Consider the following 24,645-nt stretch of genomic DNA (forward strand, 5'->3'; position numbering starts at 1 on the left):
AGATCATCCAGCTCATCCAGAATATCGCGCAGCATGGCCTCGGCATTGACAGGGCCAAGAATTGCGGGCGTTGCACGCACGGCGATGGTGCCGGGGCCGAAAGGCTCCAGCACCAGACCAAACCGCGCCAGATCACCCGCCAGATCCAACAGGCGGGCGGCATCGCCTTCACCAAGGTTGATGATTTCCGGGATCAGCAGCGCCTGCGACGCGACGCCGTTTTCCGCCATCTGGCGCTTCAGTTTCTCATAGACCAGCCGTTCATGCGCGGCGTGTTGATCTACAATGACCATGCCGGTTTCGGTCTGCGCGATGATGTAGTTTTCATGCAGCTGCGCGCGGGCGGCCCCAAGCGGGAGCTGGGTTTGCTCGGTCTCATCCGGCCCCTCCTCGACCCGGCCGGATGCAGGCGAAAAACCGGCGGCGGTTTCGGCCAGACCGGGGGCTTGCCAGGCGGCGGCGTTGCGCAGGGCGGGCTGCGACGGGCGGTCCATCTGGTAGATACGGGCCGGGCCGGTTTGTTCACGGCGGAACGCGCCAAGGGTGGCTGTGGCCACGGTAGAAGAGGCACGATGCCCGGCCTCGGCCAGCGCATGGCGCAGGGCCGACACGATCAACCCGCGCGCAATGCCGGGTTCGCGAAACCGGACCTCGGATTTGGCGGGATGCACATTCACATCAACCCGGTCGGGCGGGCAGTCGATGAACAGCGCCACCGCAGGATGCCGGTCACGGCTGAGGAAATCGGAATATGCCCCGCGCAGCGCGCCGACCAGCAGCTTGTCGCGCACCGGACGCCCGTTGACAAAGAAATACTGCGCCATGGAGGAGCCGCGCGAATAGGTCGGCAGGCCAGCATATCCCACCAGCCGCATACCGTCGCGTTCGGCATCAATGGGCAGGGCGTTTTCGACGAATTCACGCCCCATGATCCGGCCAAGCCGTTGCCCGAGCGCCGCGAACAGATCGCCGGTTTCAGGATCCGCGCGAAAGATCACCCGATCGGACCCGTCCGACATGTCGCGCAGCGTGAACCCCACGGCAGGTTCGGCCATCGCCAGCCGTTTGACCACCTCGGTGATCGCCTGCATCTCGGCCCGGTCCGAGCGCAGGAATTTCAGCCGGGCGGGAGTGGCAAAGAAAAGATCGCGCAATTCCACCACGGTGCCCACGGTCAGGGCGGCGGGGCGCAGCACCGATTGGCGGCCGCCCGAAATGGCAATGGTATGCGCCTCGCCGCCGGCTGCACGGCTGGTGATCATCAACCGGCCCACGGCCCCGAGCGAGGGCAGCGCCTCACCGCGGAACCCGAAGGACTGGATGTTCAGCAAATCGCTGCCGTCGATCTTGGATGTCGCATGCCGGGTCAGCGCCATCGGCAGCGCCTCGGGGCCCATGCCACAGCCGTCATCGGTGACCCGGATCAGGGCCTTGCCGCCATTCGAGACCTCGATGGCAATTCGGCCTGCCCCTGCATCAATGGCGTTTTCGACCAGTTCTTTTACGGCCGAGGCGGGGCGTTCCACGACCTCACCGGCCGCGATCCGGTTGATTGCGGCTTCATCCAACTGGCGGATGATCGGCTGGCTTTCGCCCATATTGCGGTCAGGAAATGCCATGCCACTAGGGATAGCATGGCCCGGAACGATTCGGAAACATCCTCTGAGCTGCCATGCCTGCCAGGCGGATCCCGCCCTGCCGGAAAGCCGCGCATGCAAGATCAATCGGTCCCGACCCCGGCCAGGATATATCTGGTTCAAATCCCGGATCCGTCCAGATCTGCGCGCGCCAACAAAACCCTACTGCGTGGTTTCCAGCCCCTCGGGCTGGCCCACCACCACGACGCGCAGGTCCTCTGCATTCATCAGCCGGGCGGCCATGGCGCGGACGTCTTGCAGCGTCACCGCCATCACCCGGTCGTTGCGGGTGTTGATATAGTCGATCGGCATGTCATCGGCCTGCATGCCCGCAAGAATGCCCGCGATGTTGGAATTGCCGTCAAAGCGCAGCGGGTAGGATCCGGTCATGTAAAGCTGTGCGGCGTCCATCTCCTCCTGCGTGACGCCATTTGCGGCAACCTCGGCCCATTCGGCGCGCAGCACCTCGATCGCCTCGGCCACCAGATCATTGGACGAGGAAAACTGCCCCATCAACAGCGGCCCGTAATCAAACAGCGCCAGAAAGGTGCTGATGCCATAGGTCAGGCCCCGCTCCTCGCGGATTTCCTGCATCAGACGCGAGCGATAGCCGCCGCCGCCCAGGATCTGGTTCAGCACGAAAGCCGAAAAGAAATCAGGGTCGTTGAAGGCGATGCCGCGCTGGCCGAACAGGGCGGTCGATTGCGGCGTCGGATAGTCGATGACGGTGACGCCGCCGGTAAGCTGGTAGGGGGCGGGGCCGGGCATGGGGGCACCGGTTTCGGGCAGGTCGCCCAACAGACGGTCCAGCAGCAGCCCCAGATCCTCGGGCGAGATATCGCCCGCCGCGCCGATATAGACCCTGTCGCGGGCAAACACGGCGCGATGGGCGTCGATCATATCCTGCCGGGTCAGGGCCATGACGCTCTCGGTGGTGCCCTCCAACGCGCTGCCATAGGGGTGATCGCCAAAAGCCTGGGCGTAGAAGGCCGCGCTGGCGATTTCACTGGGGTCGTTTGCGTTGCTGTCGATGATCGACAGAACCTGGGTGCGGACGCGATCCAGATCATCCTGTTCGAAATTGGGCTCCTGAATGGCCAGGCGCAACAATTCCGCCGCTTCATCGCGATTCTGGGTCAGCATCTGGGCCGTGATGGAGACGGAATCGGTATTGGCGTCAAAGCCGAACCGCGCCGCAAGGCTTTCCACTTCGGTGGCAAACTGGCGCGAATCGAGGGGGCCGGCCCCTTCTTCCAGCAGGCCGGTCATCATGTATGTGGCACCGCGACGACCCTCCGCATCCAGCGAGGTGCCGCCTTCGAACCGGAAATCGAGCGCCACGAAGGGGATGCTGTCATCTTGCACCAGCCAGGCCGAGATACCCCCCGGTGAGGTGACCTCCCGAATATCGACCTGGGCTGCGACGGGGGCGGCCAGAAGGACCAGAAAAGCGATACTTGCACGGATCATGATGAACATCCTTACTGATCTTCGGGGGCGGTCAGATAACCGGTGACGGCGGGCGTGTCCTGAAAGATCATGCGCGCGGCCTCCATCACCTCTTCGGTGGTGATCGAGGCGATGATATCGGGCCATTCCTGCACATCGGCCACCGTCAGCCCCGAGGTCAGGGCCGCGCCATAGGTGCGGGCCAGTTGCGCGGCGTTGTCCTGCATGTAGATCTGGTCGGCGGCCCATTGAAACTTGATCCGCTCGAACTGTTCGGGGTCAATGCCGTCTTCCAGGAATTGCGCGATGACGCGGTCCATATCGGCCTCGGCCTCTTCCAGGCTGATACCGGGCACCGGCACGTTGTAGATGGTAAACACGCTGTCATCGAGATTGATGCCGCCATAGGAGGTCGAGGCATAGAGCGCGCGTTCTTCTTCGACCTGAAGCACGCGCGGCAAGACCGATGTGGCCCCGCTGCCGCCCAGGATATTGGACAAAAGCGTCAAGGCCGCTGCGATGCGCTGATCGCCGCTGTCGCGTTCCGGGGCCAGATAGCTGCGCATCACATAAGGGTCTGACACGCGGGGGTCTTCGTAATAGACGCGGCGTTCGGCAATATTGGGCGGCTCACTTGGCCGGGTGCGGGGCGTAACGCCGGACGGTTCCAGCGGCCCGTAATACTGCTCGGCCAGGGCTTGCACCTCGGCCGGCGTGACATCGCCCGCGACGATCAGGATGGCGTTATCGGGGGAATAGTTGCGCCGGTAGAAATCAAACACATCCTCGCGTTCCAGGGTCTCCATCTCATGGCGCCAGCCGACGATCGGAATGCGGTAGGGGTGGTTGAGATACAGCGCGGCGCGCATCTGTTCGGAAAAAAGCGCCCCGGCGCTGCTGTCGGTGCGCTGCGCGCGTTCTTCCAGAACCACGCTGCGCTCGGTCTCGATATCTTCATCGGTCAGCCGCAGGTTGCGCATCCGGTCGGCTTCCATCTGCATCATCAGGCCAAGCCGGTCGGCGGCGACGCGCTGGAAATAGCCGGTGTAATCCCACGAGGTAAAGGCATTGTCAGACCCGCCATTGGCCTCGACGATCTGGGAAAATTCACCGTTTTCCAGGGTTTCGGTCGCCTTGAACATCAAATGTTCCAGAAAATGCGCGATGCCGGAACGCCCCGGCGGTTCATCGGCGGCACCGGCGCGATACCACAGCATATGAACCACGGCAGGCGCGCGGTGATCCTCGATCACAATCGCCTGCATTCCGTTATCAAGGGTAAACTCGGTCACTTGGGCCGCCGAGAGCGTGGGGGCAACAAGCCCCAGAACGCTCAGGCAGGCCGCCAGCGTAAATCGCAGCATTTTCAACCTTTCAGATCAACCGTTGGCTTTAGACATACGGGCTTTTACCCCGGCATCAAGCGCACTGACGCCGATGTGAGGAGGGATCAGTTGATATTGCCGATGGATTGCGGGGGTGCGGCGGGGGTGCGGATGCCAGCGGCGCGCATGCGTTCAAGTTCGGCATAGCGATCCAGCGCCATCACACGATAGGCGCGGTGATAGATATTGATGGCGGCCAGACGTTCCAGCAGGCGGCCATCATTGCGGCGGCGGAACTCAAGATCTTCGGCCGCAAGCACCTCGCGGATGCCATCGCCAACTCCGAATCGGGTGGCATGGCCGATCAGGCTGGCAGAGCCCGGCGTGGCACGATTGACGTCACCGCCAAGGGCAGCCGCAACATCGGCCTCGGGGTCCGGGTCGGCGCGGTTGGTGGCACCAAGCATCGGGGTTGGCAGGCTGGCCAGATCGGTCGGAATTTCCAGCGGACGGGTTGGCAGAACGCCGAATTCATCCGGGCCTTCGCCGCTGGCGCGCAGGTTCAGAAGCGATGGGTTCTGACTGCTGCACGCCGCCAATACGACAAGCACCAGCGCCAATCCGATTTTCGTGCGAAGCCTGCTCATTCACCCACTCCTTTCGGACGGTTTAGCGTATGTTTTTCGCGCCGTCACGTGGTCTTCTTCTCCGCATCGGCAAAGATGAGCAACCCGGCCGCGCCTGCGAAGATGCCGACATCGGCCAGATTGAAAGTATAGGGGTTGTTGAACCCGCAGCAAGTGGTGTTCAGAAAATCCACGACCGCGCCATAAATCACCCGGTCCAGCGCATTGGCCAGCGCGCCGCCTACGATGGCCCCGGCGGACAGCAGCGCCAGTTTTCGGGTCAGCCCGGTTTTTGCCCACCACAGAACCCAGCCCGAGATGATCACCGCCACAGCGATCAGGACCCAGCGCGTGGTGTCGCCATTGCCCGCAAACAGGCCAAAATTGACGCCCGTGTTCCAGCCAAGGCGGAAATGCAGATAGGGCGGCAGCACGGCAACCTCACCGCGCTCGGCAAGGTTCATCCAATACAGGATGGCGGTCTTGCTGAGCTGGTCCAGCAGGAACCAGAACAGGGCCGAAATCAGGGTCAGGCGCATTGGGGCGTTCCTTTCAGTGCCGGTCAGTGCCGGAAGTGACGCATACCGGTAAAGACCATGGCAAGCCCGGCCTCATCGGCGGCGGCAATTACCTCATCATCGCGCATCGACCCGCCGGGCTGGATCACACAGGATGCGCCTGCGGCGGCGGCCTCCAACAGGCCATCTGCAAAGGGAAAAAACGCATCCGACGCCACGGCGGAACCTTGGGTCAGGGGGCTGGGCAGGCCAAGCGCCTCGGCCATGCGTTCGGATTTCTTCGCCGCGATAAGCGCCGAATCAAGTCGGCTCATCTGGCCCGCGCCGACACCGACGGTGGCCCCGTCCTTCACATAGACGATAGCGTTCGATTTCACATGTTTGGCCACTTTCCAGGCAAAGAGCAGATCGCGCATCTGGGCCTCGGTGGGGGCCAGTTTGGTAACCAGTTTCAGATCACCCATATCGACAGATCCAATATCCTTGTCCTGCACCAGATAGCCGCCCGCCACCTGGCGCACGGTTTGCCCGCCGCTGCGCATGTCGGGCAACGCCTCGGTGGTCAGCAGCCGCAGGTTTTTCTTCTTTGCAAAAATACTCATGGCCTCGGCGCTGGCCCCGGGCGCGATCACGACTTCGGTAAAGATGGCGGTGATTTCCTCGGCCGTTGCCGCATCCAGCGGCTGGTTCAGCGCGACAATTCCGCCAAAGGCGGAGGTGCGGTCACAATCAAATGCCGCTTTATAGGCTTCCAGCAGGGTGGCCCCGGTGGCGACGCCGCAGGGATTGGCATGTTTGATGATGGCGCAGGTGGGCGTGGAATTGCCAAACTCGGCCACCAGTTCAAACGCGGCATCGGTGTCGTTGATGTTGTTATAGGACAGCTCCTTGCCCTGATGCTGCCGGGCCGTGGCCACACCTGGGCGAGCGCTGCCATCGGTGTAGAAGGCCGCCGATTGATGCGGGTTTTCGCCATAGCGCAGGGTCTGGGCCAGCGTGCCGGCAAAGGCGCGGCGGCGCGGCGCGGCGTCGCCAATGGCACCGGCCATCCAGGTGGAAACCGCGGCGTCATAGGCGGCCGTGCGGGCATAGGCGCGTTGCGCCAGTTTGCGGCGAAATTTGGCGCAGGTCTTGCCGTCATGCTGGTCCAGATCACCCAGAACCTTGGCGTAATCCGCGACATCCACCACGACCGTGACAAATGCGTGGTTCTTGGCCGCGGCCCGGATCATCGCGGGGCCGCCAATGTCGATATTTTCAATGCAAGTATCCCAGTCGGCCCCTTTGGCGACGGTTTCCTCGAACGGGTAGAGGTTGACGACAAGCAGATCGATGCCCTCGATCCCGTGGTCGACCATTGCGGCCCTGTGCTCGGCATTGTCGCGCAGCGCCAGCAACCCGCCATGCACCTTCGGATGCAGCGTTTTCACCCGCCCATCCATCATCTCGGGAAAACCGGTGATTTCGGCCACATCGGTTACGGCAAGACCGGCCTCGCGCATCGCCCGCGCCGATCCGCCGGTCGACAGCAATTGGATGCCGCGCGCGGCCAGGCCTTGGGCAAATTCGATCAGCCCGGTCTTGTCAGAAACGGATATCAAGGCGCGGCGAACGGCGGCGTGGTCGGTCATGGTCTCTTTCTCTCCTGTCAGAGCCATTCATCGTCGCGCACGTAGTCGCGATGGCCGCGCGGGGTATCCGTGGGCTTGGCAAGGCTCCAGCTTACAGCGCTGCCATAATCGGTTACGCGGGCAGATAGAACGATCTGTTTTGTCGCGCGTGGCTTCAGCCGCCCGGATTCGAGGTAAACGCTTTTCTCCAGACTCAGGCTCGCCTCGCGGCCATGCCGGAACACCCAGGTTTCGCCGCCGCGCAGAATCAGCGAGACAGCCGCGCCGCCCATATCCAGCTTGGCCTCGACATCGGGGTGCAGATGAAAGCGCACCATGAAGGGGATGCCGTCCACCGGCAGGCGGGCAATGACCCGGTCCAGCGTGTCGCGGTCCTTGGCATCAAGGGCTGCCAGGCCATCTTCGCCGCGCAGCAGGCGGCCATCATTTTCCAGGCTCAGGCTGCGCAGATGGATCAGGCCATGGGTGCGGCGATATCCGTCATGCGAAAAGGCGATGGCGCGCGATGCACCGGTTTCAGCCTCCTGCACCTCGACCGTTTTCGGGCCGTCGATCAGGGCTTGTTTCACCACGCCATGATGCGCCGCGTGGGGGCCAAGCCGGGATGAGGAATAGCCTTCGATCGCCAAGGTGGAATGCGACGGCGTGGCCCGGCCCGCGCGCCGCCAATCGGCCCCGAAACTGGCGCCTGAGCCGCAATTGACGATCACCGGGCGCCTACCGGACGTCAATTCAAAGGCCAGCGTGGAGGCATGGGAATTGAGCGCGTCAGGCCCCATCATCGGGGGGCTGGCATCGATCACCACCGAACTGCGCCCGGCAGACAGGCGCGCATATCCCATCGCCAGCCCGGTCACGGTTGCAGGCCGCACGCCCGATTGTGACAGCGCATGATCCAGCCGCCCCGGTGCGCCGCGCCCGCCACCCTGAAACCGCGCCAACCCGCCATCGGCATGGCGCAGGCTGCGCAGGGTGGGCGCGATGCGCATGATCGCGGTGTTGACGGCGGGGTCGGGGCGTTTGCCGGATTCCTCCAGCACCGCCGCGGTCCAGGTCAGCAGCGTAAAGACGTTCAGCAATTCCTCGGGGTTGCGGGTCACGATCCCGCCCGAAGCGTCGATTTCGCGGGCGCATTCACTGACCAGCGCGCGCAACGCGGCGGGCAGGTGATGTTCCATTCCGGTCAGGGCGCAGGCGGAATAGATCAGGCCGGTCAGCGCCTCGAACCGGGGCAGGCCATGCGATGTGGTGCTCCAGCGGCGGGCCAGAAACGCGGTCTGGCGCCCCAATGCGGCATAGAATGCGCGGGTTTCCGCCGTGCTTTGCCCATTCATCAGAAACAGCGCGTGGCTGATCCAGCGAATCTGGCGCCGTCCGACCAGATCCGGCGACCAGCCCGGCCCTTTGCCACCGCCATAGCGTTGCAGCCAGTCGGCCAGCCAATCCTGCGCCATCGGGCGCCCCGACCCGTCGGCTACGGCGGCCAGATGGTCCAGCCATTCAAAGCCATGCAATTCATCCTCGAACGCATCCGAGGGCAGCGCGACCGCCCAGGGCAGATCCTTGGGCAGTTGCATCAACACGCCGGCGAACAGCAGATTGCCCGACATAATCTGGCGCCCGCGCGTATCGGACCCGATGGATCGAGGTTCAGGCTGCGATGTGAACCCGCGTGCGCGCGCCGAAAATCCGGCCCGCCACGCCGCCCACCGATTGGCGGATCGCAAGATCCGCCCCGGGCGCTCCCGCAGGGAAATCGGGGCAGGGGACAGGGTTTCGGGCATTGGCGCGCTTGCTGCTCTGGTTTATCTTTTGCGCCGAAGGATACAGGGCTTATGCCTTTTGCAAAAGGGCCATGTAGAACCCGTCTATCCCGCCGCGTTCGGCCCAGTAATCAGGGCGCAGACGCAATCCGCCCTCAGTGCTGGCCCAATGTGGTTCACCGCCAAGCGTTACGGGATCGACCGGCAGGACAGTCAAACCCGGATGCCGCTTCAGCGCCGCCTTGACCTGATTCTCGCCCTCATTGGGCAATAGCGAGCAGGTGCAGAACACCATCCGCCCGCCTGGTTTCAGCAGGGTCAGCGCCTTGTCGATCATCTGCATCTGCAGCCGGGTCAGGGTCTCGATCTCATCGGCGGATTTCACGAAAGGCAGGTCGGGGTGGCGGCGGATGGTGCCGGAGGCCGAACAGGGCGCATCCAGCAAGATGGCATCAAACGGCCCGCCCTGCCATGTCAGCAGATCGGCGCTGACAAGATCGGCCGCCAAGCCGGTGCGGGTCAGGTTTTCCGCGACCCGGGCCAGCCGGTGTTCCGAGATGTCGAGCGCGGTAACCTGCGCCCCGCCCGCGGCCAGCTGCATGGTCTTGCCGCCCGGCGCGGCGCACAGATCCAGCACCTGCATCCCGGTGACATCGCCCAAAAGCTTTACCGGCAGCGCGGCGGCACCATCCTGCACCCACCAATCGCCGGTGGCGTATCCCGGCAGGGCCGAGACCTGCGCGCCGGACAGGCGGAACGATCCCGTCGGCAGGGCCTCTGCGCCGGCCACCACCACCCCCGGTTTTGGCGTCAGATCCAACGGCACGGCCCGTTCATGGGCCGCCTCGATCGCAACCAGCGCCTCGGTGCCATAGGCCTTGTGCAGCGGTTTGCGCAGCCAGACCGGCAGTTTTTGCGGCGGCGACGCGGCCCAGGCATCCCGCGCGCCGGTGTCAATCTTGCGCAGAACGGCATTCACCATGCCGGTCCCGCGCCGGGTGCGGGCGTTGCGTTTGGCAATTTCGACAAGGCTGCTGACCACGCCATGTGCGTCCGATCCGTCGACCAGCAATTCGGCCGCGCCAAGGCGCAGGATGTTCTGGATTGCCATGTTGGGGCGGCGCTGCAAATAGGGGCGCAACACGGCATCCAGCCGGCCCAGATGGCGCAGCACGGTCAGCGCCAGACGCATTGCGCGGGCGGCATCCTCGGGCGGCAGATCGGGTTTGGCGTGATGCGACAAAAGCCGCTTTTCCCACAAAACCGCATAAAGGTGATCCAGCGCCGCGCGGCGGGCGGCAAGGCCGGTATCGGACATCGGGCTTCCTCTTGTCTGAGACGCCCAGCGGGGTATATCAAAGCCCATCCCTTCACAAGGAGCCTGCCATGTCCGACGCCGCCGACCCTGCCGCCCGCCCCGATCTGCCGCCTGAGGCGCAGCGTGCATTGGCCGAGGCGACGGCCCGCAGGAAGGCGGCCAAAGCTGCCGACCTGCCTGCCGAACTGGGCGGGCGCGACGGGCCCGAACCGGTGCGCTATGGCGATTGGGAACGCAAGGGCATCGCCGTCGATTTCTGAGCGTTCGGCCCCGCCGGGCTTCAATCCTGCCGCGGCTCCCATTGCAGGGCCCGGTAGTCGAAGGATTGCGTCAATGTCGGTTTGACCACCTCGAAATAGGGTGACAGGTCGAAATCACGCGGCGCGAAGAGGGAATGGTGGCGAATGTGGTAGATCTCGCGCCGGGCGAATTCGCACATGTCCTTGCACCGCGTCACGCTTGGCAGGATCGGATAGTTGATCGACTGGAACGCCTGCGCAATCAAAGATGAACAGATGGCGCGGCTCGGGTCACCCGAGCCAAGCGCGATCATCCGGCGCCGCCAGCGCACCGGAACCGGCGGCGTCGGAAACAGATAGCGCGCCAGGTCAAAGATGTTGCGCAGGTCATAGCTGAGCCCAAGCCGGTCAACCATGTAGCCGACCACGGCGGCGCGATCCGCTGCCGTCAGCCCCACCGGGCGGCAGATACGGGTGTTGAAGTTCTCGTATTTCGTCAGCGCAACAGCGACGCAGCCTTCGCCGAGATTGACTTCGATCAGCCTCGGGTGGTCCTGGCCCGCATCAGGTGCCGGCAGCACTTCGCCGACATAGATGGCGGCATGCGACCAGGTCGATTGGGTCAGATATTTGATGGCGTTCGATACCCGCGCATTGCCTTCGATCAGCAAGATGTCGCCCGGTTGCAACGTGTTGCTGAGCGTCTGAAAATCCGACGGTGTGTAAGGGCTGTAGCCGGAACTTTCGCTATTGAGCTTATCGGCAATGCGATTGCCGATTTTCCGTAACCCTGATTGATAGGCGGCGCGCACCCGTCTGAACATCTTGCTTCTCCGTGTTGTCTACAGACGAAGGAAGCCCGGGCGCGTGTGTCAAGCCCGGCACCAGTCACGAAGGGGCGATGGTGCCCATAGGCGGCGGGTCAGTTGCCCCGGTTCAGGCCCAGAACATCCAGCATGTCGAACTGCCCCGGCCCCTTGCCCTGGCCCCAGAGCGCGGCCTTGAGCGCGCCGCGCGCAAACACGGAACGATCGGTCGCCATATGGCGCAGGACGATGCGTTCGCCCTGACCGGCAAACAGCACGTCATGTTCGCCGACGATATCACCGCCCCGGATGTTGGAAAACCCGATATGGCCGCGCTTGCGCGGGCCGGTGATGCCGTCGCGGGCGCGGTCCGAGGCGACCGCAAGATCAATGCCGCGCGCATCGGCGGCGGCCTGGCCCAACATCAGCGCGGTGCCCGACGGTGCGTCGACCTTGTGGTGATGATGCGCCTCGATCACCTCGATATCGAAATCCTCGTCCAGTGCGGCGGCCACCTGGCGGGTGATCTGCACCAGAAGATTGACGCCAAGGCTCATGTTGCCGGCCCGGATGATGGTGGCATGGCGGGCGGCATGGCCCAGTTTCTCAAGATGCGCGGCCTCGAACCCGGTGGTTCCGATGACATGCACGGCGCGCGCCTGCGCGGTCAGCAGGGCGTGGTCAATGGTGGCGTCGGGGGTGGTGAAGTCGATCACCGCCTGCGCGTTCACGATGGCCTCTATCGGGTCGGAATGAACCGGAATGCCGGTGGCGGCCCCGCCCATCGCCTCGCCCAGATCGCGGCCCGCCCAGTCATGGCCGGGGCGTTCGGTGACCGCCACCAGATGCGCGGTGGCGCTGTCATTGATCACATTGATCAGCATCTGGCCCATGCGGCCCGATGCGCCCATTACGGCCACCCCAATATTGTCCTGCATCGCCCGCGCCCCTCCTTGCCGCTGTCCGGGCTGGTCTAGCGCAGCGCGCGCGCAATCGCAAAGCGGATCTCTTGCGGGGCGGGGGTCAATCCCATACATGGGGGCCAAAGGAAAAACGCCATGGCAAAGAACAAATTTCGCGACGGGTCGGGCCCGTCACAGCGCCAGTTGCGGGTCGGCGAACTGATCCGTCGCACGCTGTCGGATCTGCTGATGCGCGACGATGTGCATGACCCGGAGCTGAACGCGCTGTCGATCACAGTAAGCGAGGTTCGCGTCTCCGCCGATCTGAAGATCGCCACCGCCTATGTGCTGCCCCTTGGCGGCGACAAACGCACAGAAGCGATCCAGGCGCTGAAGCGCAACAAGCACGAGCTGCGCCGCGCCATCGGCAAGGAAGTGAGCCTGAAATTCGCGCCCGATCTGCGGTTTCTGATTGATGATACATTTGACAAGCTGGATGAATCGCGCCGCCTGTTTGCACAGGATAAAGTGCGCCAGGATCTGGAAAAGGACTGATATGCGCGGGCTGTTCATCGCAGTGCTGGTCGGGTTGCTGCCGGGGTTGGCAGCGGCGGCGGATTGCCGTGAGGTCACCTTTGACGGCACCGGTTTTGCCCTGTGCGAGGTCGACCTGACGCAAGAGGATCTGCGGCTGTTCCTGCGCGATGATGCCGGCGATATTCTGGGCCAGTTTTCGCGGGTCGAGGCCAGTTTGCCCCCCGGCCAACAGCTTGGCTTTGCCATCAATGGCGGCATGTTTCGGGAAGATCGCCGGCCGGTGGGTCTGTATATCGAAGATGGCGAGCAGGAACATGGCCTTGTCACCGCCGCCGGCCCCGGCAATTTCGGAATGCTGCCCAATGGCGTGTTCTGCATCATGGCGGGCCGGGCGCAGGTGATCGAAAGCCTCGCCTATGTCCGCGACACGCCCGATTGCCGCGATGCCACCCAATCGGGTCCGATGCTGGTGATCGACGGCGCGCTGCATCCCCGGTTTCGCGAGGACAGCAGCTCGCGCAATATTCGCAACGGGGTCGGCGTGGATGCGACCGGCACGCGGGCCTATTTCGCGATTTCGAACAATGCGGTGAATTTCCACCTTTTTGCGCGGTTTTTCAGGGATTTCCTGGGGGTGGAAAATGCGCTCTACCTCGATGGCCGGGTGTCGCGGCTGTATTCGCGCGATCTGGGGCGTCGGGATTACGGGTTCTGGCTGGGGCCGATTCTGGGCACCGTTATTGACGAGGCCGACCCATCCCGGTAAAGCGCAAAACGCCGTAGCAGGCCTTTTTTCGGCAAAACATCAGGGGGCCATATGGCACGCAAACGCAAAGGGCGCGACATTTCCGGCTGGCTGGTGGTCGACAAGCCTGCGGGCATCACCTCGAGTGCGGTTGCCAACAAGGTCAGGTGGGCGCTGGATGCGAAAAAGGCGGGCCATGCCGGCACGCTGGACCCGGACGCGACCGGCGTTCTGGCCGTGGCCCTGGGCGAGGCGACCAAGACGGTCCCCTATATCACCGATGCGCTGAAGGCCTATGTGTTCACCATCCGCTTTGGGGCCGCGACCAATACCGATGACGCCGAAGGCACCGTGATCGCGACCAGCGACACCCGGCCCGGTGATGACCAGATCACCGCCGCATTGCCCGCATTCGTGGGCGACATCCAACAGGTGCCGCCCAAGTTTTCGGCCGTGAAGATCGACGGCGAACGGGCCTATAAACTGGCCCGCGATGGGGAAGATATCACGCTTGCTGCGCGCCCGCTCTATGTCGACAGCCTGACAATGCTGGAGCGCCCCGATGCCGATCACGTCACGCTGGAACTGGTCTGCGGCAAGGGCGGCTATGTCCGGTCCGTCGCGCGCGATCTGGGCCAGATGCTGGGCTGTTATGGTCATGTCCAAACCCTGCGCCGGGTCTGGTCGGGGCCGTTTGACGTTGACGATGCGGTGCCGTTCAAGGTGGTCGAGGATCTGGCGAAAGACCCGGCGCTGGACGCGCATCTGTTGCCGGTTGCCGTGGGTCTTGTCGATCTGACCGAATTGCGCGCCACCGATCCGGGGGCCGCGCGGCTGCGCAACGGCAATCCGGGGCAGGTTCTGGGCACGGCGGAGTATGGCGAGGAAGTCTGGGTGTCCTATAATGGTCAACCTCTGGCGGTCGGCATTTACCGCGGTGGTGAAGTGCATCCGGCCCGCGTGTTCAACCTTTAGAGGCCGCCTCGCGTGGTTGTGTGCGGTTGTGCGCAGTCATGCGCGGGCGATGTGCTAAGATAGGCGCAGGGATGGCCGCAAGGATGCGCCCCTGCTTGAAACGGCATCGGCAGTTCCCCCTTTTCGCGCCGTCCTGATCTTTCAGGTTGCGAGAAAAGGAGACGCTCATGGCCAAGACAATCGGAAACCCCCTGTCCTGGGGCGCGCAGGCACTTGGGCGCGGCGGGCATCACCTGGCCGAAATGGCAGACCAGGTGCAAGGCAATGCGGCTGCCGGGCCGCCGGTGGTGCGCCGCATCGATGGTGCCGATATCGGGCTGGCGCTGCGCAAGGGGCTGGAGGATTTCACCTTTTTCCGGTCTGACGTGATGTTTCTGTGCCTGATTTACCCGGTGATCGGTCTGATGCTGGTCTGGGCCGCCTTCAATGCCGAGCTTGCGCCCTTCATCTTTCCGATGATTGCGGGCTTTGCCTTGCTGGGGCCGGTTGCCGCGATCGGGCTTTACGAGCTGAGCCGCCGCCGCGAGGCCGGCCTGCAGGCCAGCTGGAGCGATGCGCTGAACCTGATCGGGTCGCCATCGGTCGGCGCGATATTTTTGCTCGGGCTCTATCTGCTGGCCCTGTTCGGGGCCTGGATGGGCACCGCCTATCTGATTTATCTCGCCACGATGGGGCCCGCGCTGCCGGTGTCAGCCATCGCGTTCCTGCGCGACGTGGCAACGACACCCGATGGCTGGACGATGATCTTGCTGGGTATTCCGGCAGGTGCCGTATTCGCGGGCGTGGTTCTGTCAATCAGCATCGTGGCCTTTCCGCTGCTTCTGGACCGCCAGACCGGGCTGGTGGTGGCGGTGACGACATCGCTGCGCGTGACACGGGCAAACCCCGGCGCGGTGATCTTGTGGGGGCTGGTCGTGGCGATATCGCTGGCACTTGCGGCGATCCCGTTCTTTCTGGGCCTGATCGTGGTGATGCCGGTGCTTGGCCACGCCACCTGGCATCTTTATCGCCGCGCCATCGGCTAGGGCATGTCGCACCAAATCGAATTCACCGGTCAGGCCGAACGCATTCGCTTGCGCGAACGCTGCCTCGGCCTGACCGGTGAATACACGAATCTGATTGGGCGCGGCACGCTATAGTTGCATCCTGCCCCCGCCTGGCTGACAAGCGGTGCCATGATCACGCGGGAATTTCAAAAAGGCGATGCCGCCAGCGTGGCGGTGTATTCCGATTGCGAGCGCTATCGCTATGCGCTGACGCGGGTCTGGGATGATGCCGCGCCCCGGCTGCTGTTCATCATGCTGAACCCCTCGAAAGCCACCGAACGGGCCAATGACCCGACGGTGGAACGCTGCGAGCGCCGGGCGCGGGCTCTGGGCTATGGTGCGATGCGGGTGATGAACATCTTCGCCTGGCGCGAAACCGACCCGAAAAAGCTGCGCCAGGCGGCGGAACCGGTCGGCGCAGAGAATGACGCGCTGCTGCTGGCGGGGCTGATCTGGGCCGATTGCGTGATTGCCGGATGGGGGGTGCATGGCGAGCATCTGGGGCGCGGCCCACAAGTCGAGGCTTTGCTGCGCGGCGCGGGCGCAGATCTCACCTGCCTCGGTCTCAGCAAGGCCGGGCATCCGCGCCATCCGCTCTATATTGCCTATGCAAAAGCGCCGGTTCGCTGGCGGGCCGGTTGACCTCTGACCGGCGGCGCTTCAGTCTTGGCCCCGGAGGGTCCGATACCGATGTCTGCAATCCCTGGGTTTTCACAAAGTTTCATCCCGACCAATGGCATCCGCCTGTCGGTGCATCAGGGCGGCAACGGCCCGCCTCTGATCTTGCTGCATGGTTTTCCGCAAAACCATATGGCATGGGCCAGGATCGCCCCCGAACTGGCGCAGCATTTTCACTGCATCATCCCCGATCTGCGCGGCTATGGCGACAGCGACGCGCCTGCCGATGATGCCGATCACCATGTCTATGCCAAACGGGAAATGGCGCGGGATATCATCGGGTTGATGGATTTCATGGGGCTGGAGCGGGCGCATGTCCTTGGCCATGATCGCGGTGCGCGGGTGGCCTACCGGCTGGCGCTGGACCATGCGGAACGGGTTGATCGGTTGGGGATAATCGAGATCGTGCCGACCGGCGATTTCTGGCGCGCATGGGATGCGGAGTTGGCGCTCAAAGCCTATCACTGGACCTTTCTGGCGCAGGCGGCCCCATTGCCCGAGCGAATGATTGGTGCCGATGGGCCGGGCTATATCGACTGGACGCTGGCCAGCCTGACCCATTGCCGCAGCCTGGCACCGTTTTCCGAGGCGGCACTGGAAAGCTACCGGGCGCAGGGCGAAAACCCGGTGCAGGTGGCCGCGATGTGCGCCGATTACCGGGCCGGGGCCACGATTGACCGCGCCCTGGATGAGGCCGACCGGCTGGCCGGCAACAAGATCGCGGCCCCGGTGCATTTCATCTGGGCCAGCGCCGGATTTCCGGCCCGCACCGGTGACCCCAAAGCAATCTGGCAGAGCTGGTGCGACGCCCCAGTCACCGGCAGCGAGATCCATGGCACCGGGCATTTCGCCATGGAGGAAGTGCCCGAGGCCGTGCTGGCCGCCGTGCTGCCGCATTTTCAGGCATCCTGAAGCGGGCAGGCGGCAAGTGGTTTTTTGGCTGCCGCGGGCGGTGAAAAATTCTTCGGAAAGAATTTTGCGCTATCGGAGAGGTCAGCGTGCAGTGCCGAAAGAAAGGCCGATCCGGTGCCGGGATCAGGCGGTTTCCGGCACGTCGTCCAGATCAAGATCGCGCACCAGAATCGTCGACGGATCCAGCCCCTGGGCCCCGGTGACGCTGAGCACGACGGTTCCGTTGACGATGATATCGGCCCCGGTGCCATCGGCGAAATCAACCACCGTGATACTGGGGTCCGGCGTTTCCGCCAGATCGACGGTGACCTGAATGCGATCTTCAGCCGGATTGAAATCGGTGACGATGCCCGCATCACTATCGGTTTCGACATAGACGCCGGATTCAAAGATATCGGCCCCGTCGCCGCCGGTGGCGATATCGTTTTCGCCAATCAGGATGTGATCATCGCCCGCGCCGCCATCCAGCGTGTCGGCCTGATCTTCATCATAGGGGCCGAAATCCTGGTCGCCGGCGGCAAAGGTGCCATCCAGCGTGTCATTGCCGTCGCCGCCAGACAGTTCATCAGCCCCGAACCCGCCAAGCAGGTAATCATTGCCGTCGCCGCCTTCGATGGTGTCATCGCCATCGCTGCCGAACAGCAGGTCATTGCCGCCATCGCCGGTCATCAGGTCGTCGCCATCGCCACCATGCAGCAGGTCATAGCCCTGCCCGCCCGACATGGTGTCATCGCCCTCGTCGCCGTATAGCTCATCATTGCCGTCGCCGCCCAGGACGGTGTCATTGCCTTCATTGCCGAAGGCGATGTCATTCTCGCTGCCGCCCGAGATCAGATCATCGCCATAGCCGCCGGTCAGGGCATCATTGCCTTGCTGGCCAAAAAGCTCATCCATGCCGCTGCGGCCGCGCAGGATATCGTCACCGGTGCCGCCATTCAGCAGGTCATTGCCGTCCAGGCCATCCAGGGTATCGTTGCCCGGCCCGCCATCCAGGGTGTCGTCGCCCGGTCCGCCGGTCAGGCTGTCATCGTCGGGGCCATTGCCGGCCCCGTCGCCCTGCAGCACGATATCATCCATTGAAACCTCGGTGACGCCTTGCAATTGCAGGACTTGAACACCATCAACCAGGACCGAGGATGAATCGCCTTCGGAGCTGGTTTCAAAGGTGATTTCAGGGGGCGTGTCGCCCTCATACTGCACCAGGATCGTGTCGATGCCGGATTGGAAATCCTGCAACACCGGCATGTCGGTCATGGCGTCGGTGCTGGTGACAAATGTGTCTGCGCCATCGCCGCCGCTGGCCTCATCACCGGCACCGAGTATCAGCATATCCGCGCCATCGCCGCCGATCAGCGTGTCGGCCCCGTCGCCGCCATCCAGCGTATCGTCGCCATCGCCGCCGATCAGCATCTCATCGTCACTGCCGCCGGTCATGGTGTCATCGCCGGCGCTGCCCGTCATGGTCAGCGGGCCGGTTTCAACCTCTGCGTCGCCCGCGCCATCCGCGCCATCCGCGTCGTCATCTTCCGGCCGGGTATCATCCTCGCCCCCGCCGAACAGAAAATCGCTCAGGTCGGTAACTTCCAGCGGTTCCTCTTCGGACCCCTCCGTGTTGCCATCCGCCGCCGTGTTTCCGGTTTCGCTGCCGCTATCCTCTGCAAAAACCCCCTCGAGCATGAACCCGACGAGCATAAGCGCCAATACGCCACCCGCTGCCAACATGTGCTTTCCTTTGTCTCACTGACAGGCCCCGGGGGTTGGGCCTTTCACGTCCATTTCATCAATCTTGGGTCAGGGGCCTGGTTTTTTGCCGACACCCACAAGGTTTTCCTGTGGAATAAATGTGGCGGCGTTTCGGGCGGATGAACAAACCACCCAAACCGCGCGGCTATTTTTTTCGCATTCACCTCAAAGGGCAAGCAATTCGTTAAGCCATGGTTAATGTGAGCGGTGGCATTGCGGTGCCCGAACTTGGTGCTTTCCTTTGCCGCGTGGCTGATTTATACGCGCGCAGTCGCCGGGTTGACCCGGGCGGCGTTTCTCCATGGGCCTTGCTGGACGACATCCCGGCCTGCGCCATCCACACCAACCTCATGAAGGAGACCCCGATGTCGATTACCGCCGAAGAAAAAACCCGCCTGATGAAGGAATTCGCAACCAAGGAAGGCGACACCGGATCGCCCGAAGTTCAGGTTGCCATTCTGACCAGCCGGATCACCACCCTGACCGAGCATTTCAAGATCCACAAGAAGGACAATCACGGCCGCCGTGGTCTCCTGAAAATGGTGGCTCTGCGCCGCAAGCTGCTGGATTACACCAAAGCCAAGGATGAGGCCCGCTATCAGGACCTGATCAAGCGCCTGGGCATCCGCCGCTAAACCCGCTGCCGCGCGACATTGAACGCCCGCTTTGCCAAGCGGGCGTTTTCTTGTGCCGGGTGTCGAGTGTCATCATCCCAATCCCCGCGCTGTCAGCCCTGGCCAAAAGGCTGCCCGAACTCACCGCAAAGCGGGGTTTCGATGAAGGCCCGTTGCGCCGCCAGATCCGGGCAGGTCGCCAAGGCCAGCGCCAGCTTGGCATAGGCGGCTTCCAGCGTCATGTCGCGCCCGTCGATCACACCGTGACGCAGCAATACCGCCCCGGCCTCATAGGTGCCAAAAGATGTGCCGCCCGCCAGCGTTTCGCTGACCGCCACGACCGCAATACCGCGCGCCGCCGCCTTGGCCAGAGCCCCCTCAAGCACCGGATCATCCGGCACCGTTCCGCTGCCATAGCAACGCAGGACAACGCCATCGCAGCGCGCCATTGCATAATCTATGACATCCATGGCACAGCCCGGTGCCACCGGCACCACGGCCAGCGCCGCCGCGCCGTATTCATGCCGGATCAGGGCTGTTCTGTCCCGGCGCGGCGGGCGGTCGGACAGCATCGCCGAAAACGCATCATGGGCCGAACTGTGGATCTTGCGCGCCCGTGGCCCTCTCAGCAACTTGCCCGCAAACTGGATCCAGACGCCCGGCTCGGCCTCGGTTGCCATTTGCAACGCGTCCGCCAGATTGCGGCCCCCGTCGCTGCCGGGCTGCTCCAGCGGAATCATCGAGCCGGTCAGGATGACAGGTTTTTCCAGCCCCTCCAGCGCCATGGTCAGCGCCGATGAGGTGAAGGCCAGCGTATCGGTGCCATGGGTGATGACGACCCCGTCAAAATCATCGGCGCGGGCGACGATCCCGGCGCTGAGCCGGTTCCAGTCGGCGGGCGTGGCATTGGCGCTGTCGATAAGCGGCTGCAACGGCAGGATCTGGACCGTGCCTTGCTGCCCGGAGCCATCCAGCACCCGCGCCACCGCGCGTTCGACAAGCCCCGGTTCCGGGCTGAGCCCGCGCGGCGTCGGGACCATGCCGATGGTGCCGCCGGCATGCAGCAACAGGGTGCGGGGCGGGGGCATCCTCTTTCTCCTTGGTCAGGGTGGCCGGGCCGTGGCGTGAACTCAAATCATTCCCGGCCATGCGAAACAAGAAGAGATCGCTTTCAAAACCTGCAAAACCAGTGTAAGGCCGCCCAATCTGAGACGCGACGCGACGGACCCCGGCGCCGCACAAAGGACAAGGGGTCGGCGGCAATGGGGCCGCCATTGACACGGGAGACCCGGCAGGGGCCGGGAGTGCTCCCTTACAGGAAACGATATATGTTCAACGTGACAACCAAATCCATCCAGTGGGGCGAAGAAACGCTGACACTGGAGACCGGCAAGATTGCCCGCCAGGCCGATGGCTGCGTCATCGCCACATTGGGCGAAACCAGCGTCATGGCCGCCGTGACCTTTGCCAAACAGCCGAAACCGGGATTGGATTTCTTCCCGCTGACGGTTCACTATCAGGAAAAATACTATGCCGCCGGCAAGGTTCCGGGTGGCTTTTTCAAGCGTGAGGCGCGTCCGACCGAAAAAGAGACGCTGACCGCGCGTCTGATCGACCGTCCGATCCGCCCGCTTTTCGTGCCCGGTTTCAAACACGAAACTCTGGTGATGTGCACGGTGCTGTCCCACGATCTGGTCAATGACCCCGATATGGTCGCGATGATCGCCACCTCGGCGGCCCTGACCATTTCCGGCGCGCCGTTCCGCGGCCCGATCGCTGCTTGCCGCGTCGGGTATGAGGGTGGCGATTATGTCCTGAACCCGACCGTCGATGACATGCACGACCTGCGCAACAACCCCGATCAGCGTCTTGATCTGGTTGTCGCCGGCACCAAGAACGCCGTGATGATGGTCGAATCCGAGGCCTATGAGCTGTCGGAAGAAGAAATGCTGGGTGCCGTGACCTTTGCGCATGAGCAGATCCAGCCGGTCATCGACCTGATCATTTCGCTGGCCGAAGACGCCGCGAAAGAGCCGTTCGATTTCCAGGCCCCCGATTATTCGGAACTGTATGGCGTTGTGAAATCCGCCGGTGAGGATGCCATCCGCGCCGCCTATGCAATCACCGACAAACAGGAACGCACCGGCGCAGTTGCCGCCGCCAGGGACGCCATCAAGGCGGCCCTTACGGAAGAGCAGTTGGAAGACGCCAATCTTGGCGCGGCCCTGAAGAAACTGGAAGCCGAGGTTCTGCGCGGTGACGTGGTGAAAACCGGCAAGCGTATTGATGGTCGCGCGCTGGACAAGGTCCGTTCGATCGTGTCCGAGACCGGTCTGCTGCCGCGCACCCACGGGTCTGCCCTCTTTACCCGTGGCGAAACCCAGAGTCTGGTGGTGACCACGCTTGGCACCGGTGATGACGAACAGTTCATCGACGCGCTGCATGGCAATTTCAAATCCAATTTCCTGCTGCACTATAACTTCCCCCCCTATTCGGTGGGCGAAGCGGGTCGCGTCGGGCCTCCGGGTCGGCGCGAGATCGGCCATGGCAAACTGGCCTGGCGCGCATTGCAGGCGGTTTTGCCTGCGGCGACCGATTTCCCCTACACGGTGCGCCTGGTGTCTGAAATCACCGAATCGAACGGCTCCTCCTCGATGGCGTCGGTCTGTGGCGGCTCGCTGTCGATGATGGATGCGGGCGTGCCGCTGAAAGCGCCGGTTGCCGGTGTGGCCATGGGCCTGATCCTGGAAGAGGATGGCCAATATGCGATCCTGACCGACATCCTGGGTGACGAGGATCACCTCGGTGACATGGATTTCAAGGTTGCCGGCACCGAAGCGGGCATTACCAGCCTGCAAATGGACATCAAGGTTGCGGGCATCACGCCCGAGATCATGGCAAAAGCCCTGCAGCAGGCCAAAGCCGGTCGGTTGCATATCCTGGATGAGATGGCCAAAGCCCTGACCGAGGCGGGATCATTCTCGGTTCACGCCCCGCGGATCGAGACCATGCAGATCCCCACCGACAAGATCCGGGAAGTGATCGGAACCGGCGGCAAGGTGATCCGCGAGATCGTGGAAGTGTCGGGTGCCAAGGTCGATATCAACGATGACGGCATCATCAAGATCGCGTCGCCCAATGCGGAAGCCATCAAGAAGGCCTATGACATGATCCATGCGATCGTGGCAGAGCCCGAGGAAGGCATGATTTACAAAGGCAAGGTCGTGAAGATCGTCGATTTCGGCGCCTTCGTGAACTTCTTTGGCAAGCGTGACGGTCTGGTGCATGTCAGCCAGATCGAAAACCGCCGCCTGAACCATCCCTCTGACGTTCTGAGTGAAGGTCAGGAAGTCTGGGTCAAGCTGCTGGGCTTTGATGATCGCGGCAAGGTGCGTCTGGCGATGAAGATGGTCGATCAGGCCACCGGCAAGGAAGCAGCAGCGGAAAACGCTGAGTAAGCGGCCCTTTTTTCGGCTGAGATAATGAACGCCCCGGTGGAAACGCCGGGGCGTTTGTATATGGCGTGAGGACGAATATCAGCCACAAGCCGCATTGCGATCAAGGCCCGGCACATAAGGGTATTTGTGCCTGTAATCGGCAGAAATCATATTCTCAAACCTGGCTGTGAATAGTGGCCGTGCCGGTATCGGGCTGGTCGCGGGACAATCCTAGAGCGCGTCGCGCCAAATCGAATCCACCGGCCGACCCGAACGCATTCGATTGCGCGAACGCTGCCTCGGTCCGGGTGATGAATGCTCGAATCCGATCAGGCGCGACGCGCTATAAATCAGCATATGAAACACAGCATATGACTGCTTGAACGCGCCCGCCCAAAACGGCAATTCCGCCGGTTTTACAGCACGTCTCAGAAAGCCTGAATCACTTAACGCGGTCTCAGCTATTGCGAGACGTGCTTTGGCCAGCGCCGCGATCCGGGGCCGCATAGGCCTGATAGCCGTGCTGGATCGTGATCTGATCGGCCAGGTGGCGGGCATCGTGCCAGACGCCCCAGATAAAGCTGGAACCGCGTTTGGACAGCCAGGGCAGACCCAGAAAATAGAGGCCGGGCTCGGACGACACGCCGCGTTGATGCATCGGTTTGCCATCTGCATCGAACACATCCAGATGCAGCCAGCTATAGTCCAGCGCAAAGCCGGTGGCCCAGATGATGGTGGTGATCCCGGCAGCGGCCAGATCCAGCGACAGGATCGGATCGCGCAGGCAATCGGGGTCGGGGCCTATAATGCGCGCGGCGGGATCGTCGGGCAGATCCAGCCCCTGACGCGCGGCATAGGCATCGGCCTCATCCAGCACCGACAGGTAATCGGCATCGCCGCCGGCAATATTGTCGGCCAGATCCGGGCGAAACCGCAGCACGCCGTCCTGATAGCTGTCGGTGCGCCCCACCAAGGTCATGCCCTGCGCGGCAAAGCGGCGAAAATCAACCGTGTGCCCGCCCCGGGCCCCGCTGATGGAAATGGTGACATGTTCGGTGCCGGGGGTGGGGGTGGGGATCTCCCATTTGCCAAGCACGCCCAGCCACCAGACCAGATCGCGGTTCCGGTAGCGGCGCGGCGGGCGCCCGTGCGGCCCGATCGACAGCGTGACCTGCCTGCCCGCGCGCATCAGTTCTTCGGCAATCTGCGCGCCTGAAGATCCCGCGCCGACAACCAGCACCGCGCCCTTTGGCAGCGCGCCCGGGTTGCGATAGCCGGTGGAATGGATTTGCAGCAGGTCGGGGGTGGCGGGCACAAGCGGCGGGATGACGGGGCGTTGAAACGGGCCGGTCGCGGCGACCACGTTTCGAGCCTCGATCACGCCAGCCGATGTTTCGGCGCGAAATCCGGGTTGGCCCGGGCGCTTTTCGACCCTGGTCACCTCGACCCCGCAGCGAATGGGGGCGTCGATCATCTTTGCGTATTCGGCAAAGTAATCGGCAATCCGGTCCTTGCCGAGAAACGCATCGGGGTTGGTGCCGGAATAATCCAGACCGGGAAACCGGTCATGCCAGGCCGGGCCATTGGCAACCAGCGAATCCCACCGATCCGTGCGCCAGCGCTCGGCGATCCGGTCGCGTTCCAGCACTATATGCGGCACGCCCGCGCGGCTCAGATGTTCGCTCATTGCGACCCCGGCCTGACCGCCGCCAACGACCAGCGTATCGGTTGTTTCAATTGCCAT

22 protein-coding genes are annotated in these 24,645 nt (G+C 63.3%); 9 read left to right on the top strand and 13 right to left on the bottom strand.

Annotated features, from left to right (window positions below):
* From mutL to ACW8PS_RS09505, 8 genes are all read right to left on the bottom strand, one after another.
* The coding region (gene mutL / locus ACW8PS_RS09470) for a DNA mismatch repair endonuclease MutL (protein ID WP_491527128.1) at nucleotides 1-1,619 on the bottom strand (1,619 nt) is incomplete at its 3' end.
* 180 nt (nucleotides 1,620-1,799) lie between these two features.
* The gene (locus tag ACW8PS_RS09475) at nucleotides 1,800-3,110 is read right to left on the bottom strand and encodes a M16 family metallopeptidase (RefSeq protein WP_491527149.1); all 1,311 of its coding nucleotides are present in this window, start codon (nucleotides 3,108-3,110) and stop codon (nucleotides 1,800-1,802) included.
* 8 nt (nucleotides 3,111-3,118) lie between these two features.
* Complete coding sequence (locus ACW8PS_RS09480) at nucleotides 3,119-4,450, bottom strand: M16 family metallopeptidase (protein WP_491527129.1); 1,332 nt, start codon at nucleotides 4,448-4,450, stop codon at nucleotides 3,119-3,121.
* A gap of 86 nt (nucleotides 4,451-4,536) precedes the next feature.
* Nucleotides 4,537-5,058: a DUF3035 domain-containing protein gene (locus ACW8PS_RS09485; protein WP_491527130.1), complete on the bottom strand. Its 522-nt coding sequence runs from the start codon at nucleotides 5,056-5,058 to the stop codon at nucleotides 4,537-4,539.
* Between the two features lie 44 nt (nucleotides 5,059-5,102).
* Complete coding sequence (gene lspA, locus ACW8PS_RS09490; protein WP_491527131.1) at nucleotides 5,103-5,576, bottom strand: signal peptidase II; 474 nt, start codon at nucleotides 5,574-5,576, stop codon at nucleotides 5,103-5,105.
* 23 nt (nucleotides 5,577-5,599) lie between these two features.
* Nucleotides 5,600-7,186, bottom strand: a complete 1,587-nt coding sequence (gene purH / locus ACW8PS_RS09495; RefSeq protein ID WP_491527132.1) for a bifunctional phosphoribosylaminoimidazolecarboxamide formyltransferase/IMP cyclohydrolase — start codon at nucleotides 7,184-7,186, stop codon at nucleotides 5,600-5,602.
* Between the two features lie 17 nt (nucleotides 7,187-7,203).
* Nucleotides 7,204-8,796: a heparinase II/III family protein gene (locus ACW8PS_RS09500; protein ID WP_491527133.1), complete on the bottom strand. Its 1,593-nt coding sequence runs from the start codon at nucleotides 8,794-8,796 to the stop codon at nucleotides 7,204-7,206.
* A gap of 223 nt (nucleotides 8,797-9,019) precedes the next feature.
* Entirely contained in the window at nucleotides 9,020-10,267 is a 1,248-nt protein-coding gene (locus tag ACW8PS_RS09505) for an RsmB/NOP family class I SAM-dependent RNA methyltransferase (protein ID WP_491527134.1), read from the bottom strand.
* Between the two features lie 68 nt (nucleotides 10,268-10,335).
* On the opposite strand from ACW8PS_RS09505, the gene ACW8PS_RS09510 reads away from it, so the two are divergent.
* Nucleotides 10,336-10,527, top strand: a complete 192-nt coding sequence (locus tag ACW8PS_RS09510) for a DUF1674 domain-containing protein (RefSeq protein WP_491527135.1) — start codon at nucleotides 10,336-10,338, stop codon at nucleotides 10,525-10,527.
* 20 nt (nucleotides 10,528-10,547) lie between these two features.
* On the opposite strand, the gene ACW8PS_RS09515 is transcribed toward ACW8PS_RS09510, so the two are convergent.
* Nucleotides 10,548-11,330 carry a YiiX/YebB-like N1pC/P60 family cysteine hydrolase gene (locus tag ACW8PS_RS09515; RefSeq protein ID WP_491527136.1) on the bottom strand — a complete coding sequence of 261 codons (783 nt, stop codon included), beginning with the start codon at nucleotides 11,328-11,330 and terminating at the stop codon, nucleotides 10,548-10,550.
* 98 nt (nucleotides 11,331-11,428) lie between these two features.
* On the bottom strand, nucleotides 11,429-12,250 hold the full coding sequence (gene dapB / locus ACW8PS_RS09520; protein WP_491527137.1) for a 4-hydroxy-tetrahydrodipicolinate reductase: 822 nt from the start codon (nucleotides 12,248-12,250) through the stop codon (nucleotides 11,429-11,431).
* A 120-nt stretch (nucleotides 12,251-12,370) separates the two neighbouring features.
* On the opposite strand from dapB, the gene rbfA reads away from it, so the two are divergent.
* The 6 genes from rbfA (at nucleotide 12,371) to ACW8PS_RS09550 (ending at nucleotide 17,107) form a co-directional block, all read left to right on the top strand.
* Nucleotides 12,371-12,769 (top strand): 30S ribosome-binding factor RbfA, encoded by a 399-nt coding sequence (gene rbfA, locus ACW8PS_RS09525; RefSeq protein ID WP_491527138.1) that lies wholly within the window; start codon nucleotides 12,371-12,373, stop codon nucleotides 12,767-12,769.
* A 1-nt stretch (nucleotide 12,770) separates the two neighbouring features.
* Entirely contained in the window at nucleotides 12,771-13,517 is a 747-nt protein-coding gene (locus tag ACW8PS_RS09530) for a phosphodiester glycosidase family protein (RefSeq protein WP_491527139.1), read from the top strand.
* 51 nt (nucleotides 13,518-13,568) lie between these two features.
* Nucleotides 13,569-14,471, top strand: a complete 903-nt coding sequence (gene truB / locus ACW8PS_RS09535) for a tRNA pseudouridine(55) synthase TruB (RefSeq protein ID WP_491527140.1) — start codon at nucleotides 13,569-13,571, stop codon at nucleotides 14,469-14,471.
* Nucleotides 14,472-14,638: 167 nt separating this feature from the next.
* The gene (locus ACW8PS_RS09540) at nucleotides 14,639-15,496 is read left to right on the top strand and encodes a DUF2189 domain-containing protein (protein WP_491527141.1); all 858 of its coding nucleotides are present in this window, start codon (nucleotides 14,639-14,641) and stop codon (nucleotides 15,494-15,496) included.
* A 150-nt stretch (nucleotides 15,497-15,646) separates the two neighbouring features.
* A complete protein-coding gene (locus ACW8PS_RS09545; RefSeq protein ID WP_491527143.1) occupies nucleotides 15,647-16,159 on the top strand; it encodes a DUF1643 domain-containing protein in 513 nt (170 codons plus the stop codon).
* A gap of 48 nt (nucleotides 16,160-16,207) precedes the next feature.
* A complete protein-coding gene (locus ACW8PS_RS09550) occupies nucleotides 16,208-17,107 on the top strand; it encodes an alpha/beta fold hydrolase (RefSeq protein WP_491527144.1) in 900 nt (299 codons plus the stop codon).
* A 123-nt stretch (nucleotides 17,108-17,230) separates the two neighbouring features.
* Here the strand turns inward: ACW8PS_RS09550 and ACW8PS_RS09555 are convergent, their stop codons facing one another.
* On the bottom strand, nucleotides 17,231-18,829 hold the full coding sequence (locus ACW8PS_RS09555; protein ID WP_491527145.1) for a calcium-binding protein: 1,599 nt from the start codon (nucleotides 18,827-18,829) through the stop codon (nucleotides 17,231-17,233).
* A gap of 386 nt (nucleotides 18,830-19,215) precedes the next feature.
* Between ACW8PS_RS09555 and rpsO the strand changes: the two genes are divergently transcribed.
* Nucleotides 19,216-19,485 carry a 30S ribosomal protein S15 gene (gene rpsO, locus ACW8PS_RS09560; RefSeq protein WP_491527150.1) on the top strand — a complete coding sequence of 90 codons (270 nt, stop codon included), beginning with the start codon at nucleotides 19,216-19,218 and terminating at the stop codon, nucleotides 19,483-19,485.
* Nucleotides 19,486-19,577: 92 nt separating this feature from the next.
* Here rpsO and ACW8PS_RS09565 read toward each other — a convergent pair whose 3' ends face one another.
* Nucleotides 19,578-20,552: an asparaginase gene (locus tag ACW8PS_RS09565; RefSeq protein ID WP_491527146.1), complete on the bottom strand. Its 975-nt coding sequence runs from the start codon at nucleotides 20,550-20,552 to the stop codon at nucleotides 19,578-19,580.
* A 240-nt stretch (nucleotides 20,553-20,792) separates the two neighbouring features.
* Between ACW8PS_RS09565 and pnp the strand changes: the two genes are divergently transcribed.
* On the top strand, nucleotides 20,793-22,922 hold the full coding sequence (pnp, locus tag ACW8PS_RS09570; RefSeq protein WP_491527147.1) for a polyribonucleotide nucleotidyltransferase: 2,130 nt from the start codon (nucleotides 20,793-20,795) through the stop codon (nucleotides 22,920-22,922).
* 436 nt (nucleotides 22,923-23,358) lie between these two features.
* Here pnp and ACW8PS_RS09575 read toward each other — a convergent pair.
* A partial coding sequence (locus tag ACW8PS_RS09575) for a flavin-containing monooxygenase (protein WP_491527148.1) occupies nucleotides 23,359-24,645 on the bottom strand: 1,287 nt, incomplete at its 5' end.

This window comes from Alterinioella sp. (genome assembly GCF_058343375.1).

Excerpts from the sequence above, each read along its gene's own strand:
- ACW8PS_RS09505 (WP_491527134.1), bottom strand. The coding sequence starts at position 10,267 with ATGTCCGATACCGGCCTTGCCGCCCGCCGCGCGGCGCTGGATCACCTT.
- ACW8PS_RS09555 (WP_491527145.1), bottom strand. The coding sequence starts at position 18,829 with ATGTTGGCAGCGGGTGGCGTATTGGCGCTTATGCTCGTCGGGTTCATG.
- ACW8PS_RS09500 (WP_491527133.1), bottom strand. The coding sequence starts at position 8,796 with ATGTCGGGCAATCTGCTGTTCGCCGGCGTGTTGATGCAACTGCCCAAG.
- ACW8PS_RS09565 (WP_491527146.1), bottom strand. The coding sequence starts at position 20,552 with ATGCCCCCGCCCCGCACCCTGTTGCTGCATGCCGGCGGCACCATCGGC.
- purH (WP_491527132.1), bottom strand. The coding sequence starts at position 7,186 with ATGACCGACCACGCCGCCGTTCGCCGCGCCTTGATATCCGTTTCTGAC.
- ACW8PS_RS09485 (WP_491527130.1), bottom strand. The coding sequence starts at position 5,058 with ATGAGCAGGCTTCGCACGAAAATCGGATTGGCGCTGGTGCTTGTCGTA.
- lspA (WP_491527131.1), bottom strand. The coding sequence starts at position 5,576 with ATGCGCCTGACCCTGATTTCGGCCCTGTTCTGGTTCCTGCTGGACCAG.
- ACW8PS_RS09530 (WP_491527139.1), top strand. The coding sequence starts at position 12,771 with ATGCGCGGGCTGTTCATCGCAGTGCTGGTCGGGTTGCTGCCGGGGTTG.
- rpsO (WP_491527150.1), top strand. The coding sequence starts at position 19,216 with ATGTCGATTACCGCCGAAGAAAAAACCCGCCTGATGAAGGAATTCGCA.
- truB (WP_491527140.1), top strand. The coding sequence starts at position 13,569 with ATGGCACGCAAACGCAAAGGGCGCGACATTTCCGGCTGGCTGGTGGTC.
- ACW8PS_RS09545 (WP_491527143.1), top strand. The coding sequence starts at position 15,647 with ATGATCACGCGGGAATTTCAAAAAGGCGATGCCGCCAGCGTGGCGGTG.
- dapB (WP_491527137.1), bottom strand. The coding sequence starts at position 12,250 with ATGCAGGACAATATTGGGGTGGCCGTAATGGGCGCATCGGGCCGCATG.
- pnp (WP_491527147.1), top strand. The coding sequence starts at position 20,793 with ATGTTCAACGTGACAACCAAATCCATCCAGTGGGGCGAAGAAACGCTG.
- ACW8PS_RS09510 (WP_491527135.1), top strand. The coding sequence starts at position 10,336 with ATGTCCGACGCCGCCGACCCTGCCGCCCGCCCCGATCTGCCGCCTGAG.
- ACW8PS_RS09515 (WP_491527136.1), bottom strand. The coding sequence starts at position 11,330 with ATGTTCAGACGGGTGCGCGCCGCCTATCAATCAGGGTTACGGAAAATC.
- rbfA (WP_491527138.1), top strand. The coding sequence starts at position 12,371 with ATGGCAAAGAACAAATTTCGCGACGGGTCGGGCCCGTCACAGCGCCAG.
- ACW8PS_RS09550 (WP_491527144.1), top strand. The coding sequence starts at position 16,208 with ATGTCTGCAATCCCTGGGTTTTCACAAAGTTTCATCCCGACCAATGGC.
- ACW8PS_RS09540 (WP_491527141.1), top strand. The coding sequence starts at position 14,639 with ATGGCCAAGACAATCGGAAACCCCCTGTCCTGGGGCGCGCAGGCACTT.
- ACW8PS_RS09480 (WP_491527129.1), bottom strand. The coding sequence starts at position 4,450 with ATGCTGCGATTTACGCTGGCGGCCTGCCTGAGCGTTCTGGGGCTTGTT.